The sequence below is a fragment of the Pseudomonas sp. DWP3-1-3b3 genome, assembly GCF_049896305.1.
GTDB lineage: Bacteria > Pseudomonadota > Gammaproteobacteria > Pseudomonadales > Pseudomonadaceae > Aquipseudomonas > Aquipseudomonas azotoformans_A.
In genome coordinates this window covers 719959-732920 of the sequence record NZ_JAFCUA010000002.1, presented here as the reverse complement: position 1 = coordinate 732920, position 12962 = coordinate 719959, and the positions used below count along the sequence as shown (strand labels likewise).

12 protein-coding genes are annotated in these 12962 nt (G+C 61.4%); 9 read left to right on the top strand and 3 right to left on the bottom strand.

The genetic code is table 11. The annotated features are described in order from the left end of the window. Positions 1-32: 32 nt before the first annotated feature. Positions 33-2810, bottom strand: coding sequence for a DNA polymerase I (gene polA, locus ACP7BX_RS09770; RefSeq protein ID WP_426126874.1), 2778 nt, complete (start codon positions 2808-2810; stop codon positions 33-35). A 74-nt stretch (positions 2811-2884) separates the two neighbouring features. Between polA and ACP7BX_RS09765 the strand changes: the two genes are divergently transcribed. Together ACP7BX_RS09765 and ACP7BX_RS09760 are read left to right on the top strand one after the other, a co-directional pair. After that, entirely contained in the window at positions 2885-3175 is a 291-nt protein-coding gene (locus ACP7BX_RS09765; protein ID WP_038851128.1) for a DUF2782 domain-containing protein, read from the top strand. Between the two features lie 56 nt (positions 3176-3231). Then, positions 3232-4185, top strand: a complete 954-nt coding sequence (locus ACP7BX_RS09760) for a homoserine kinase (RefSeq protein WP_426126876.1) — start codon at positions 3232-3234, stop codon at positions 4183-4185. A gap of 27 nt (positions 4186-4212) precedes the next feature. Here ACP7BX_RS09760 and znuA read toward each other — a convergent pair whose 3' ends face one another. Further along, on the bottom strand, positions 4213-5142 hold the full coding sequence (znuA, locus tag ACP7BX_RS09755) for a zinc ABC transporter substrate-binding protein ZnuA (protein ID WP_426126878.1): 930 nt from the start codon (positions 5140-5142) through the stop codon (positions 4213-4215). 58 nt (positions 5143-5200) lie between these two features. On the opposite strand from znuA, the gene ACP7BX_RS09750 reads away from it, so the two are divergent. The 4 genes from ACP7BX_RS09750 to ACP7BX_RS09735 are packed head-to-tail and all read left to right on the top strand — an operon-like array spanning position 5201 to position 8006. Next, positions 5201-5683, top strand: coding sequence for a Fur family transcriptional regulator (locus tag ACP7BX_RS09750; RefSeq protein ID WP_028618648.1), 483 nt, complete (start codon positions 5201-5203; stop codon positions 5681-5683). Further along, positions 5683-6468 (top strand): zinc ABC transporter ATP-binding protein ZnuC, encoded by a 786-nt coding sequence (gene znuC, locus ACP7BX_RS09745; protein WP_426126880.1) that lies wholly within the window; start codon positions 5683-5685, stop codon positions 6466-6468. The genes ACP7BX_RS09750 and znuC overlap by 1 nt, the downstream gene beginning before the upstream one ends. Beyond that, positions 6461-7249, top strand: a complete 789-nt coding sequence (gene znuB, locus ACP7BX_RS09740; RefSeq protein WP_010207821.1) for a zinc ABC transporter permease subunit ZnuB — start codon at positions 6461-6463, stop codon at positions 7247-7249. Before znuC ends, znuB begins: the two co-directional genes overlap by 8 nt. A gap of 37 nt (positions 7250-7286) precedes the next feature. Then, complete coding sequence (locus ACP7BX_RS09735) at positions 7287-8006, top strand: PA5502 family lipoprotein (RefSeq protein WP_033899234.1); 720 nt, start codon at positions 7287-7289, stop codon at positions 8004-8006. A gap of 45 nt (positions 8007-8051) precedes the next feature. On the opposite strand, the gene katE is transcribed toward ACP7BX_RS09735, so the two are convergent. Beyond that, on the bottom strand, positions 8052-10181 hold the full coding sequence (gene katE / locus ACP7BX_RS09730) for a catalase HPII (protein WP_314527292.1): 2130 nt from the start codon (positions 10179-10181) through the stop codon (positions 8052-8054). Positions 10182-10409: 228 nt separating this feature from the next. Between katE and ACP7BX_RS09725 the strand changes: the two genes are divergently transcribed. The 3 genes from ACP7BX_RS09725 to ACP7BX_RS09715 are packed head-to-tail and all read left to right on the top strand — an operon-like array spanning position 10410 to position 12913. Further along, positions 10410-11417, top strand: a complete 1008-nt coding sequence (locus ACP7BX_RS09725; RefSeq protein ID WP_016978781.1) for a methionine ABC transporter ATP-binding protein — start codon at positions 10410-10412, stop codon at positions 11415-11417. Further along, positions 11417-12091, top strand: coding sequence for a methionine ABC transporter permease (locus tag ACP7BX_RS09720; RefSeq protein WP_010207814.1), 675 nt, complete (start codon positions 11417-11419; stop codon positions 12089-12091). The genes ACP7BX_RS09725 and ACP7BX_RS09720 overlap by 1 nt, the downstream gene beginning before the upstream one ends. A gap of 51 nt (positions 12092-12142) precedes the next feature. After that, positions 12143-12913 carry a MetQ/NlpA family ABC transporter substrate-binding protein gene (locus tag ACP7BX_RS09715; RefSeq protein ID WP_033899227.1) on the top strand — a complete coding sequence of 257 codons (771 nt, stop codon included), beginning with the start codon at positions 12143-12145 and terminating at the stop codon, positions 12911-12913. The last annotated feature ends 49 nt before the right edge of the window (positions 12914-12962 follow it).

The window sequence follows — 12962 nt, the reverse complement described above, 5'->3', positions numbered from 1 at the left end:
CCACCACGCAAGGTGATGGCAGAGTCCCGGACTCAGTGCGCTTCGTCCCAGTTGTTGCCCACGCCCACTTCCACCAGCAGCGGTACATCCAGCTGTGCGGCAGCGCTCATGTGTTCGCGAATCTTCTCGCTGACTTGCGCCACCAGGTCCTCACGCACCTCCAGCACCAGTTCATCGTGCACCTGCAGGATCACCTTGGCATCCAGGCCTGACTCAGTCAGCCAGTTATCCACGCGCACCATGGCCTTCTTGATGATATCCGCCGCCGTACCCTGCATCGGCGCGTTGATCGCGGTACGTTCTGCCGCTGCGCGCTCCTGGGGCTTGTTGGAGTTGATATCCGGCAAGTACAGGCGACGGCCGAAGAACGTCTCGACATAGCCTTGATCAGCCGCCTGGGCACGGGTGCGCTCCATGTATTCGCGCACGCCGGGATAACGGGCGAAATACACATCGATATACGCCTTGGCCGTCTTGGTATCGACGCCAATGTCCTTGCCCAGCTTCTGCGCGCCCATGCCGTAGATCAGGCCGAAGTTGATCGCCTTGGCGCTGCGACGCTGATCCGAGGTGACCTCGCCCAGCTCGACCTTGAACACTTCTGCCGCCGTAGCGGTGTGCACATCCAGGTTGTCGCGGAAGGCGTTCATCAGGCCTTCGTCCTTGGACAGGTGCGCCATGATCCGCAGCTCGATCTGCGAGTAGTCCGCCGCCAACATTTTGTAGCCCTGGGGCGCGACGAACGCCTGGCGGATCCTTCGACCTTCGGCGGTACGCACCGGGATGTTCTGCAGGTTCGGATCACTGGACGACAAGCGCCCGGTGGCCGCCACCGCCTGGTGATAGGACGTGTGGATGCGCCCGGTGCGCGGGTTGATCTGCTCCGGCAGGCGATCGGTGTAGGTGCTTTTCAGCTTGCTCATGCTGCGGTACTGCATCAGCACCTTGGGCAGTGGGTAGTCATCTTCAGCCAGCTTGGCCAGCACTTCTTCGGCTGTGGAGGCCTGGCCCTTGCCGGTTTTCTTCAGTACCGGCAGGCCGAGTTTCTCGTAAAGGATCGCGCCGAGCTGCTTGGGCGAGCCCAGGTTGAACTCCTCGCCGGCGATCTCGAACGCCTGGCGTTCCAGCTCAACCATCTTGTTGCCCAGCTCGATGCTCTGGATGCCCAGCAGATCCTTGTCGACCAGCGCGCCCTGGCGTTCGATACGCGCCAATACCGGCACCAACGGAATTTCGATATCCGTGAGCACGCTCGCCAGGCTCGGGATGGCGGACAGTTGTGCAAACAGCGCCTGGTGCAGGCGCAAGGTGATATCGGCGTCTTCCGCCGCATATGGGCCAGCCTGCTCCAGCGCGATCTGGTCGAACGTCAGCTGCTTGGCGCCTTTGCCTGCGATGTCCTGGAAGGCGACGGTGTCGTAGTCCAGGTACTTCTTGGCCAGGCTGTCCATGTCGTGGCGGGTGGCCGTGGAATTGAGCACATAGGATTCAAGCATGGTGTCGAAGGCGATGCCGCGCACGGTAATGCCATTTGCCGGATCGCCACCGATGGCACAGTTGGCCAGGATGTTCATGTCGAACTTGGCGTGCTGGCCGACCTTGAGCTTGCTCGGGTCTTCCAGCAGCGGCTTGAGGGCCAGCAGCACGGTGTCGCGATCCAACTGCTCCGGCGCGCCGATGTAGGAGTGGGTCAGCGGGATGTAGGCCGCTTCATGGGGCTGGACGGCGAAGGAAACGCCGACCAACTGCGCCTGTTGGGCGTCAATACCGGTGGTTTCGGTGTCGAAGGCGATCAACTTCGCGTCATTGAGCTTCTTTAACCAGATGTCGAAGGTCGCCTGGTCGAGAATCGTGGTGTAGCTCGCCTCTGCTGGCGCCACTGCCTCAACGACTTCCTCAACAGCAGGCGCCGCCTTGAGCTCCACACGCTTGGCGTCACGCTGTATTTCATCAAACCAGCTCTTGAACTCCAGCAGGGTGTACAACTCCAGCAGCTTCTCGCGATCCGGCTCGATCAGGTGCAGGTCATCCAGGCCGACATCCAATGGCACATCGCACTTGATCGTCGCCAACTGGTAGGAAAGAAATGCACTCTCGCGATGCTCTTCCAACTTGGCCGGCAGGGTTTTGGCGCCACGGATAGGCAGGGTCGGCACGATATCCAGCTGCTCATAGAGCTCTTTGATGCCGCCGTTCACGCCGACGAGCAAGCCGGAAGCAGTCTTGGGACCAATGCCCGGAACGCCTGGAATGTTGTCGGACGAATCGCCCATCAGCGCCAGGTAGTCGATAATCTGCTCCGGTGCGACGCCGAATTTCTCCTTTACGCCGTCGATATCCATCGAACTACCGGTCATGGTGTTGACCAAGGTAATGTGCCCGTCGACCAGCTGCGCCATGTCCTTGTCACCGGTCGAGATCACCACCGGGCGGTTGGCCGCCGCGCTGCTGCGGGCCAGGGTACCGATCACATCATCGGCCTCGACGCCTTCGACGCAGAGCAACGGGAAACCCAGGGCGATCACACTCTGGTGCAGGGGCTCGATCTGCAGGCGCATGTCATCGGGCATGCTCGGGCGGTTGGCCTTGTATTCGGCGTACATGTCATCGCGAAAGGTCCCACCCTTGGCGTCGAACACCACCGCGAACGGGCTGCCCGGATACTGCTTGCGCAGGCTTTTGAGCATGTTCAACACGCCCTTGACCGCACCGGTGGGCAGGCCTTTGGAGGTGGTCAGCGGTGGCAACGCGTGGAAGGCGCGGTACAGATAAGAAGAACCGTCCACCAGGACGAGGGGTGCTTGGCTCATGAGCAGAATCAACCTTTTCGGCGGGTCAGGCGCTAGAATAGCCGGACCAATGACGACAAAGGGACAAGGTTATCATGCGTACATTCAATCGCCTGCTGTTCACCGGCTTGATTGCACTCGCTCCGATGGCTGCCATGGCGGCAGACAGCGCCCCTGGGGGCGATCCGGAAGTGACCATTCGCACGGAAGGCGACAAGACCATCCAGGAGTACCGCCAAAACGGCTTCCTGTATGCGATCAAGGTAACGCCGAAGGGCGCGCCTCCGTACTTCCTGGTGCGCGCAGACGGAACCGACGCGAACTTCATCCGCTCTGACCAGCCGGATATGCTGATCCCGTCATGGAAGATTTTCGAATGGAAATGATTTCTTAACTTAAATTGGCGCCGCGCACTGCGGCGCCCGTACTGGCAGTTTTAACCATGTCTGTGTTCACCCCCCTGGCTCGGCCCGAGCTGGAAACCTTTCTCGCCCCTTACGGCCTCGGCCGCCTGATCGACTTCCAGGGGATTGCCGCCGGTAGTGAAAACACCAATTTCTTTATCAGCCTGGAGCAGGGCGAGTTCGTCCTGACCCTGGTCGAACGTGGCCCGGTCGCGGAAATGCCGTTCTTCATCGAACTGCTCGACGTGCTCCACGACGCCGACCTGCCCGTGCCCTACGCGCTGCGCACTACTGATGGCGTGGCCCTGCGCGAGCTGAAAGGCAAACCAGCGCTGCTGCAACCGCGCCTGGCCGGCAAGCACATCAAGGAAGCCAACGCCCAGCACTGCGCCCAGGTCGGTGATCTGCTGGGCCATCTGCACCTGGCAACCCAAGGTGAAAAGGTGTTGGAGCGCAAGACCGATCGCGGCCTGGACTGGATGCTCAGCGAAGGCGGGCAGTTGATTTCGCACTTGAACGACGCACAACAACGCCTGCTGCAGGATGCACTGACCGAGATCGCAGCCCACAAGGCTGAGATCCTCGCGCTGCCACGCGCCAACGTGCACGCCGACCTGTTCCGCGACAACGCGATGTTCGAAGGCACGCACCTTACAGGCTTGATTGACTTCTACAACGCCTGCTCCGGTCCGATGCTGTACGACGTGGCGATCGCGCTGAATGACTGGTGCTCAGACGCGGACGGCGTGATCGATGGGCAACGCGCACGGGCATTGCTGGGGGCTTATGCGAGCCTGCGGCCGTTTACCGCCAAGGAAGCCGAGTTGTGGCCGACGATGCTGCGCGTGGCCTGTGTACGGTTCTGGTTGTCACGCCTGATCGCGGCTGAATCGTTCGCCGGGCAGGACGTGTTGATCCATGACCCGGCGGAGTTCGAGCATCGGTTGGTGCAGCGTCAGCAGGTTACCGTGCACCTGCCCTTCGCACTCTAACCTTTGCAGGAGCCGGCTTGCCGGCTTCTACAAGGACTCCAGGCAACCCGCCAAGTCATTGCCCAACTTCTCCAACACCTGCTCATAACCCTGAGCGGTAGCCGGGATGTAACCACCCAGCGCATCCAACTCCGCCAGCTTCACCGGCAAACCGGAGACCAGCGTTTCAGCCAGACGCGGACGCAACGGCGGCTCGCTGAACACGCAAGTCTTGCCCACTTCCTGCAAGCGCGTACGCATCGCCGCCACATGCTGGGCGCCAGGTTGAACCTCAGCAGCCACGCTGAACACGCCGGTGTGCTTGAGGCCGTAGGCGTCTTCGAAGTAGTCGAAGGCTTCGTGAAAGACAAAGTAAGGTTTGCCATCAATCGGCGCCAGGCGGGCTTTCAGGCGAGCATCCAGGGCATCCAGGCGCTCATTGAAGGCCTTCACGTTGCTCTGGTAACGCGCAGCATTGACCGGGTCGGCGGCAGCCAGGTCAGCCGCCATGCGCGCCGCAATCACCCGAGCGTTCACCGTCGACAGCCACAGATGCGCATCCAGGCTGCCTGGGCGGTGATCGTGGTCATGCTCGTCGGCTTCATCGGCGTGTGAGTGGCTATCTTCGGCAAAACGACGCAACTTCATGCCTGGCAGGTCCTGCACTGCCACCGTCGCAGCCGTACGACCTTTCAGCACGCGCGGCAGGAAGCTCTCCATATCCGGGCCGATCCAGTACAGCAGGTCCACCGACTGCACGCGCCGTACGTCGGATGGACGCAGCGCATAGTTATGCGGCGACGCACCCGGCGGCAATAACACCTCGGGAACTGCCACACCGTCCTGCACAGCCGCGGCGATCAACTGCAACGGTTTGATGCTGGTCAGCACCTTGACCTCGGCCTGAGCGGCGCTCGCGACGAACAAACTGGTGACAAATACGACAAAAACGGGAAAAAGTCGGGACACGATGACCACTCAATGGCGTAGGAACGGGTAACATAATAACGTCTCTATCAAATGTCTGTCGCCGCTCATGCCTAAAACACCGCTTGCCAGCCGTCCCCACGACCACTCTCACTGCGTGCATACCGCGCTGTCGGAGGCCGATACCCTGTGCACACAGAAGGGTCTGCGCCTGACCGCCCTGCGTCGTCGCGTGCTGGAGTTGGTGTGGCAGAGCCATAAGCCGCTGGGCGCCTACGACATCCTGGGCGTGCTCAGCGAGCAGGATGGCCGCCGCGCCGCGCCGCCGACCGTGTACCGCGCGCTGGATTTCCTGCTGGAAAACGGCCTGGTGCACCGCATCGCCTCGCTGAACGCCTTTGTCGGCTGCAGCCACCCGGAACATGCGCACCAGGGCCAGTTCCTGATCTGCCGCGAGTGCCACGCCGCCATCGAGCTTGAACAAAAAAGTATCAGCGACGCCATCATCAAGAGCTCTGCCGACGTCGGTTTCCGGGTCGAAGGGCAAACGGTCGAAGTGGTCGGCCTGTGCGCGGGCTGCCAGGGGGCTTGATGAGCAACGCGTTAATCCGCCTGGAACAGGTCGGGGTCACGTTCGCCGGGCAAGCCGTGCTGGATAACATCGCGCTAAGCGTGGAGCCTGGGCAGATTGTCACCCTGATCGGCCCCAACGGCGCCGGCAAGACCACCCTGGTGCGCGCCGTACTCGGCCTGCTCAAGCCCGACACCGGCAGTGTGTGGCGCAAGCCCAAGCTGCGTGTCGGCTACATGCCGCAGAAGCTGCACGTGGACCCGACCCTGCCACTGTCCGTGTTGCGCTTCCTGCGCCTGGTGCCGGGTGTGGACCGTGCCCGTGCGCAAGCGGCGCTCAAGGAAGTCGGCGCCGAACAGGTGATCGACAGCCCGGTGCAAAGCATCTCCGGCGGCGAAATGCAGCGCGTGCTGCTGGGCCGTGCCTTGTTGCGCGAGCCGGAACTGTTGGTGCTGGATGAGCCCGTGCAAGGCGTCGACGTCGCCGGCCAGGCCGAGCTGTACAGCCTGATCACCCGCCTGCGCGACCGCCATGGCTGCGGCGTGTTGATGGTGTCCCACGATTTGCACCTGGTCATGAGTACCACCGACCAGGTGGTGTGCCTCAACCGTCACGTGTGCTGCTCCGGCCATCCGGAACAAGTCAGCGGCGACCCGGCCTTCGTCGAGCTGTTCGGCAAGAACGCCCAGAGCCTGGCGATCTACCACCACCATCACGACCACGCCCATGACCTGCATGGCGCCGTGGTCGACGATCCCGGCACACCTCATACCCACGTTCATGGAGATAGCTGCAAGCATGGCTGATTTTCTGCTCTACGCCCTGCTGGCAGGCTTGGCTTTGGCGTTGGTGGCGGGCCCACTGGGTTCGTTCGTGGTCTGGCGGCGCATGGCCTATTTTGGCGACACGTTGTCACATGCCGCGCTCTTGGGCGTGGCCATGGGCTTCTTGCTGGATGTCAGCCCGACCATCGCCGTGACCGTGGGCTGTCTGTTACTGGCGGTGCTGCTGGTGACCCTGCAACAGCGCCAGCCGCTGGCCTCCGACACCTTGTTGGGTATCCTGGCGCCCAGCACGCTGTCCCTGGGCCTGGTGGTGCTGAGCTTCATGCATGAAGTGCGCATCGACCTGATGGCCTACCTCTTTGGCGACCTGCTGGCAATCAGCACCACCGACCTGGCCTGGATTCTCGGCGGCAGCGCAGCCGTGCTGGTCTTGCTGGTGGCCCTATGGCGCCCACTGCTGGCAATCACCGTGCATGAAGAACTGGCCACGGTGGAAGGTTTGCCCGTGCCGAGCCTGCGCATGGCCCTGATGTTGTTGATCGCCGTGGTGATTGCTGTCGCGATGAAGATTGTCGGCGTATTGTTGATCACGTCGCTGCTGATCATTCCCGCAGCCGCCGCCCAGCGCCATGCCCGTTCGCCGGAGCAGATGGCCATCGGCGCAAGTTTGCTGGGGATGCTTGCGGTGTGCGGGGGCCTGGCGCTGTCCTGGTTCAAGGACACGCCGGCGGGGCCATCGATTGTGGTCACGGCCGCCGCCCTGTTTCTGCTGAGTTTTGTCCTGCCCCGTCGAGGGGTGTAGACTTGCTCGCTTTTTGCGCAAATAGAGAGTCGCAGGAATGAAGCCGTTCACCTCCCGTTATCTGCTCCTTGCCGCATTTTCCTTGCTGCTGGGCGCCTGTCAAAGCACACCGCCCGCCGCCCCCGAGGCCCCGGACGCACGCGCTGCGGCCATCGCGCAGCTGGAACAAAACCTGGCCAGCAGCGAGTTGGCCACCGCCGAAGACCAGCTGGCGGCACTGCAAGCCCAGTCGCCCAACGACCCGGCGCTGGAAAACTATCAGCGCCAATTGGCAGAAGCCTACCTGCAGCGCAGCCAGATCGTGCTGCAAAAGGGTGACGTCAACGCCGCCGCCACCGCCCTGAGCCGCGCCCGCGCCCTGATGCCCAAGGCGCCCGCACTGACCGGCGGCGTCAACAGCGCCATCACCCACGCCCGCAAGGCCGAGCTGGATAAAGCCGAAGCCGCCCTGAAAGCCGCCGAAGCCAAGCCCGCCGCCAAGGTCATCGACCCGGCGGCGCCCAGTACCACGGTGGCGCTGAACCTCACCGATATTGAAGAACTGCGCCATCAGCTGGATGCGATCGCCACTGACGTGGTGAATTACCAGTGCGATGTGACCATCCAGGCGCCGCGCACCCAGGATTACCCGTGGCTGGCCACGTTGCTGACCAAACGGGTGAAGCGAATTGATTCGGGGTATGACCTGAAGATTCACCGGCAGATCTTGAAGAAGATTCCGGCGCAGGTGGTGCTGATTCCGCGCAAGGCGGAGTAAGAAAAGATGATCGCTCCCACCGAGTGGGAGCGATCCTTTTAACGCTTAAGCCGGAATCGCCTTGGCCTTCGGCTCCCGATCCCAGACCCGATGCTGGGCAATCGCCGCCACAAACGCCTTCAATGCCTTGGCATCCCCACCGACGATCAACCCCGCATCAACTTCCAGCTTCAACAGGTCCAGCAACTGCTTGGCCTCGCCCACCACCGCAATCGCCTTCAGATGCTTGTACGCCTCCAGCAGGTAGTGCAGCGCCACGCCGTCCTCGCTCAACGCCTTTACCGACTTGGCGCCGCCGGGTACAAACACCGCGTCGAACGCCACGGATGGCAAGCCCTCCATGGACGCATCCACCGGCAAACTCTTGCCGTCCGCCGTGGTGACCGGTGCCGAGGTCGGCCCGAGCAATTTGGCGTGGGCACCTTCGGCCTTCAACACCTTCTTCAATGCCTCGATCGCCGCGCCATCCACACCGTTAGCCGCGAGAATCGCCACTTTGCGCGTCTTGATGTCGCCCGACAACAGGTTCGCCTGGCTCAAGGCCGGTGAGCGCGACAGCGACGTCTTGCGCTCCGGCACCGTGCCTTTCTTCGGCACCGGCAAGCCCAGGTTTTGCGCCACACGCTTGGCCAGTTCAAGGTCAATGTTGGCCAGGATCTCATTCACCTGGCGCGCGCGAATGAACTCACGCTCAACCTTGCCCAGCTCAAAGCTGTAGGCCGCAATAATGTGTTCCTGTTCATGCTTGCTCATGCTGTGGAAAAACAGCCGCGCCTGGGAAAAGTGATCGCCGAACGACTCGCTACGCTCACGCACCTTATGGGCGTCGATACGCTCATGGTACGACTCGAAGCCGCCGTCCTGCGCCGCAGGCGGGGTTTCCTTGGGCCAGCCGCCATCGATGGAGTTGGGCTCGTAGGCCGCACGCCCTTTGTCGATAGTGGTGCGGTGCATGGCATCGCGCTGGCCATTGTGGAAAGGCGCCACCGGACGGTTGATCGGCAGCTCATGAAAGTTCGGGCCACCGAGTCGGCTGATCTGCGTATCGGTGTAGGAAAACAGACGGCCTTGTAGCAAAGGGTCATTGGAGAAGTCGATGCCCGGCACGATGTGGCCTGGGCAGAAGGCGACTTGCTCGACTTCAGCAAAGAAGTTGTCCGGGTTGCGGTTCAGCACCATCTTGCCCAGCGGGGTGATAGGCACCAGTTCTTCCGGGATGAGCTTGGTCGGGTCGAGGATGTCGAAGTCGAACGCATGCTCCTTATCCTCAGGAATCACCTGCACGCCCAATTCCCACTCGGGGTAATCGCCCATCTCAATGGCTTCCCAGAGATCGCGGCGATGGTAGTCGGTATCTTTACCGGCGAGCTTTTGCGCTTCGTCCCACACCAGCGAGCAGGTGCCGGCAGTAGGGCGCCAGTGGAATTTAACGAAGTTGGACGTCCCTTCGGCGTTGATGAAGCGAAAGGTATGTACGCCAAAGCCTTGCATGGCCCGTAGGCTTTTAGGAATCGCTCGGTCGGACATTGCCCAAATCACCATATGCGCCGATTCCGGCTGCAGCGACACGAAGTCCCAGAACGTATCGTGGGCCGAACCGCCGGTAGGAATCTCGTTGTGGGGCTCAGGTTTTACCGCATGGACAAAGTCAGGAAACTTGATCGCATCCTGAATGAAAAACACCGGCATGTTGTTACCGACCAGGTCGAAGTTGCCCTCGTCGGTGAAGAACTTCACGGCAAAACCACGTACGTCGCGCACCGTATCACCCGAGCCACGCGGGCCTTGCACAGTGGAAAAGCGCAGGAACACCGGGGTTTTGTGCCCAGGATCACGCAGGAAACCGGCCTTGGTCAGCGCCGAATGGTTCTCATAGGTCTGAAAGTAACCATGGGCACCGGTGCCGCGCGCATGCACGATGCGCTCCGGGATGCGCTCATGGTCAAAATGCGTGATCTTTTCACGCATGATGAAATCTTCGAGCAGCGAAGGCCCGCGCGCGCCGACCTTCAAGCTGTTCTGGTTGTCGGAAATCTTTACACCTTGGTTGGTACGCAGGGCCTGGCCAGTCGCGTCAGAGCGGAATTCTTCCAAGGCCTCCAGCTTGGCATTGGTGTTCTTACGGTCCAGGGTGTCGGTTCCGGCGAGTTCGCTCTTTGGCTTTTTCGTACTCATCAGTCAAAACTCCTTATTCAGACCCAGGCACGGCACCCGGGAATCGCATTGCTTAAGTAGTGACTGATGGGGTTTTGGGCCGTTCCTTTTTTATGACCTTTGATCGCGTTATTGCCAAATCGCTGGATGAATGCGAAATAAATGCTAAGAAACGCTATACGGACAGGCTAAAATGCGCGCCCGGCTAACCGCTGATCCCTTTTCCATGCGCCCCACAAGGTTCGCTACGTGATCGAGTTTCAAAACGTCCATAAAACCTACCGCGTCGCCGGTAGGGATATTCCCGCGCTGCACCCCACCAGCCTGACCGTCGAGAACGGCCAGGTGTTTGGTCTGATCGGTCATTCCGGCGCGGGCAAAAGTACACTGCTGCGCCTGATCAACCGCCTCGAAGAACCGAGTGGCGGCCAGATCACGGTGGACGGCGAAGAAGTCACCGCCTTGGACGCCAACGGCCTGCGCCGTTTCCGCCAGCAGGTCGGGATGATTTTCCAGCACTTCAACCTGCTGGCGTCCAAGACCGTCGCCGATAACGTGGCACTGCCACTGACCCTGGCCGGCGAATTGTCGCGCAAGGACATCGACCTGCGTGTCGCGGAGTTGCTGGCGCGCGTGGGCTTGTCGGACCACGCCAAGAAATACCCGGCACAGTTGTCCGGTGGCCAGAAACAACGCGTCGGCATCGCCCGCGCCCTGGCGACCAAGCCGAAGATCCTGCTGTGCGACGAAGCCACCAGCGCCCTTGACCCGCAGACCACCGCCTCGGTGCTGCAACTGCTGGCCGAGATCAACCGCGAGTTGAAGCTGACCATCGTGTTGATCACCCATGAAATGGACGTGATCCGCCGCGTCTGCGACCAGGTGGCCGTAATGGACGCGGGCGTGATCGTCGAGCAAGGCTCGGTGGCCGATGTGTTCCTGCATCCCAAGCACCCGACCACCAAGCGCTTCGTGCAAGAGTCCGAGCAGGTCGACGAAAACGAGCAACGCGACGACTTTGCCCATGTGCCAGGCCGCATCGTGCGCCTGACATTCCAGGGCGAAGCGACTTACGCGCCGTTGCTGGGCACCGTCGCCCGCGAAACGGGTGTGGACTACAGCATCCTCGCCGGTCGTATCGACCGCATCAAAGACATCCCTTACGGGCAATTGACCCTCGCCGTCACCGGTGGCGACATGGAAGCCGCGTTTGCGCGCTTCACCGCCGCTGACGTCCACATGGAGATCCTGCGCTAATGGACGTCCTGTTGAGTTTCTTCGCCAATATCGACTGGTCGGAAATCTGGCTCGCTACCGGCGACACCATGACCATGCTGTTCGGCTCGCTGTTCTTCACCGTGGTGCTCGGCCTGCCGCTGGGCGTGCTGTTGTTCCTGACCAGCCCGCGCCAACTGTTCGAACAGAAAGGCCTGTACGCGCTGCTGTCGCTGATCGTGAACATCCTGCGCTCGCTGCCGTTCATCATCCTGTTGATCGTGATGATCCCGTTCACCGTCCTGATCACCGGCACTTCGCTGGGCGTGGCGGGTGCGATTCCGCCGCTGGTCGTGGGGGCAACGCCGTTCTTCGCGCGCCTGGTGGAAACCGCCCTGCGTGAAGTGGACCGCGGCATCATCGAGGCCACCCAATCCATGGGCGCCAGCACACGCCAGATCATTACCAACGCCTTGCTGCCCGAAGCCCGTCCTGGCATTTTCGCAGCGATTACGGTGACGGCGATTACACTGGTGTCCTACACGGCGATGGCCGGTGTGGTCGGTGCCGGAGGCCTCGGTGACCTGGCGATCCGTTTCGGTTACCAGCGTTTCCAGACCGATGTGATGGTGGTCACCGTAGTGATGCTGCTGATCCTGGTGCAAATTCTGCAAACCGTCGGCGACAAGCTGGTGGTGCACTTTTCTCGAAAATAACGGCCATTGCCGGCCGCACGCCGGTACATGCCCGAACAAGGAGCTTGTTGGATGAAAAAACTACTGGTTGCTTTCGCCGCCGTTGCCGCGTTTTCCGCCCACGCCGAGACCATCACGGTCGCTGCTTCGCCGGTGCCTCATGCGGAAATCCTGGAATTCGTGAAACCTGCCCTCGCCAAAGAAGGCGTAGACCTGCAGGTCAAAGTCTTCACCGATTACGTGCAGCCGAACGTACAAGTCGCTGAAAAGCGCTTGGACGCCAACTTCTTCCAGCACCAGCCGTACCTGGATGAGTTCAACAAGGCCAAGGGCACTCACCTGGTGAGCGTTGGCGCTGTGCACCTGGAACCTCTGGGCGCCTACTCCAGCAAGTACAAGAAGCTGGACGAGCTGCCAAGCGGCGCCAACGTGGTCATCCCGAACGATGCCACCAACGGCGGCCGCGCCCTGCTGCTGCTGGCCAAGAACGGCCTGATCACCCTGAAGGACCCGACCAACATCCTGTCGACCATCAAGGACATCACCGCCAACCCTAAAAGCCTGAAATTCCGCGAACTGGAAGCCGCCACCCTGCCGCGCGTGCTGACCCAGGTCGACCTGGCGCTGATCAACACCAACTACGCGCTGGAAGCCAAGCTGGACCCATCCAAGGATGCGCTGGTCATCGAAGGCAGCGACTCGCCTTACGTGAACATCCTGGTGACCCGCGAAGACAACAAAGACTCGGACGCCGTGAAGAAGCTGGTTGCAGCCCTGCACACGCCTGAAGTGAAGAAGTTCATCGAAGAGAAGTACAAAGGCGCGATCAAGCCGGCATTCTGATCCACCGCTGAAACAACAAAACCCCCATCCGACCCGGTCGAATGGGGGT

Coding starts and splice junctions, on each gene's coding strand:
- polA (WP_426126874.1), bottom strand. CDS start 2,810: ATGAGCCAAGCACCCCTCGTCCTGGTGGACGGTTCTTCTTATCTGTAC.
- ACP7BX_RS09765 (WP_038851128.1), top strand. CDS start 2,885: ATGCGTACATTCAATCGCCTGCTGTTCACCGGCTTGATTGCACTCGCT.
- ACP7BX_RS09760 (WP_426126876.1), top strand. CDS start 3,232: ATGTCTGTGTTCACCCCCCTGGCTCGGCCCGAGCTGGAAACCTTTCTC.
- ACP7BX_RS09750 (WP_028618648.1), top strand. CDS start 5,201: ATGCCTAAAACACCGCTTGCCAGCCGTCCCCACGACCACTCTCACTGC.
- znuC (WP_426126880.1), top strand. CDS start 5,683: ATGAGCAACGCGTTAATCCGCCTGGAACAGGTCGGGGTCACGTTCGCC.
- znuB (WP_010207821.1), top strand. CDS start 6,461: ATGGCTGATTTTCTGCTCTACGCCCTGCTGGCAGGCTTGGCTTTGGCG.
- ACP7BX_RS09735 (WP_033899234.1), top strand. CDS start 7,287: ATGAAGCCGTTCACCTCCCGTTATCTGCTCCTTGCCGCATTTTCCTTG.
- katE (WP_314527292.1), bottom strand. CDS start 10,181: ATGAGTACGAAAAAGCCAAAGAGCGAACTCGCCGGAACCGACACCCTG.
- ACP7BX_RS09720 (WP_010207814.1), top strand. CDS start 11,417: ATGGACGTCCTGTTGAGTTTCTTCGCCAATATCGACTGGTCGGAAATC.
- ACP7BX_RS09715 (WP_033899227.1), top strand. CDS start 12,143: ATGAAAAAACTACTGGTTGCTTTCGCCGCCGTTGCCGCGTTTTCCGCC.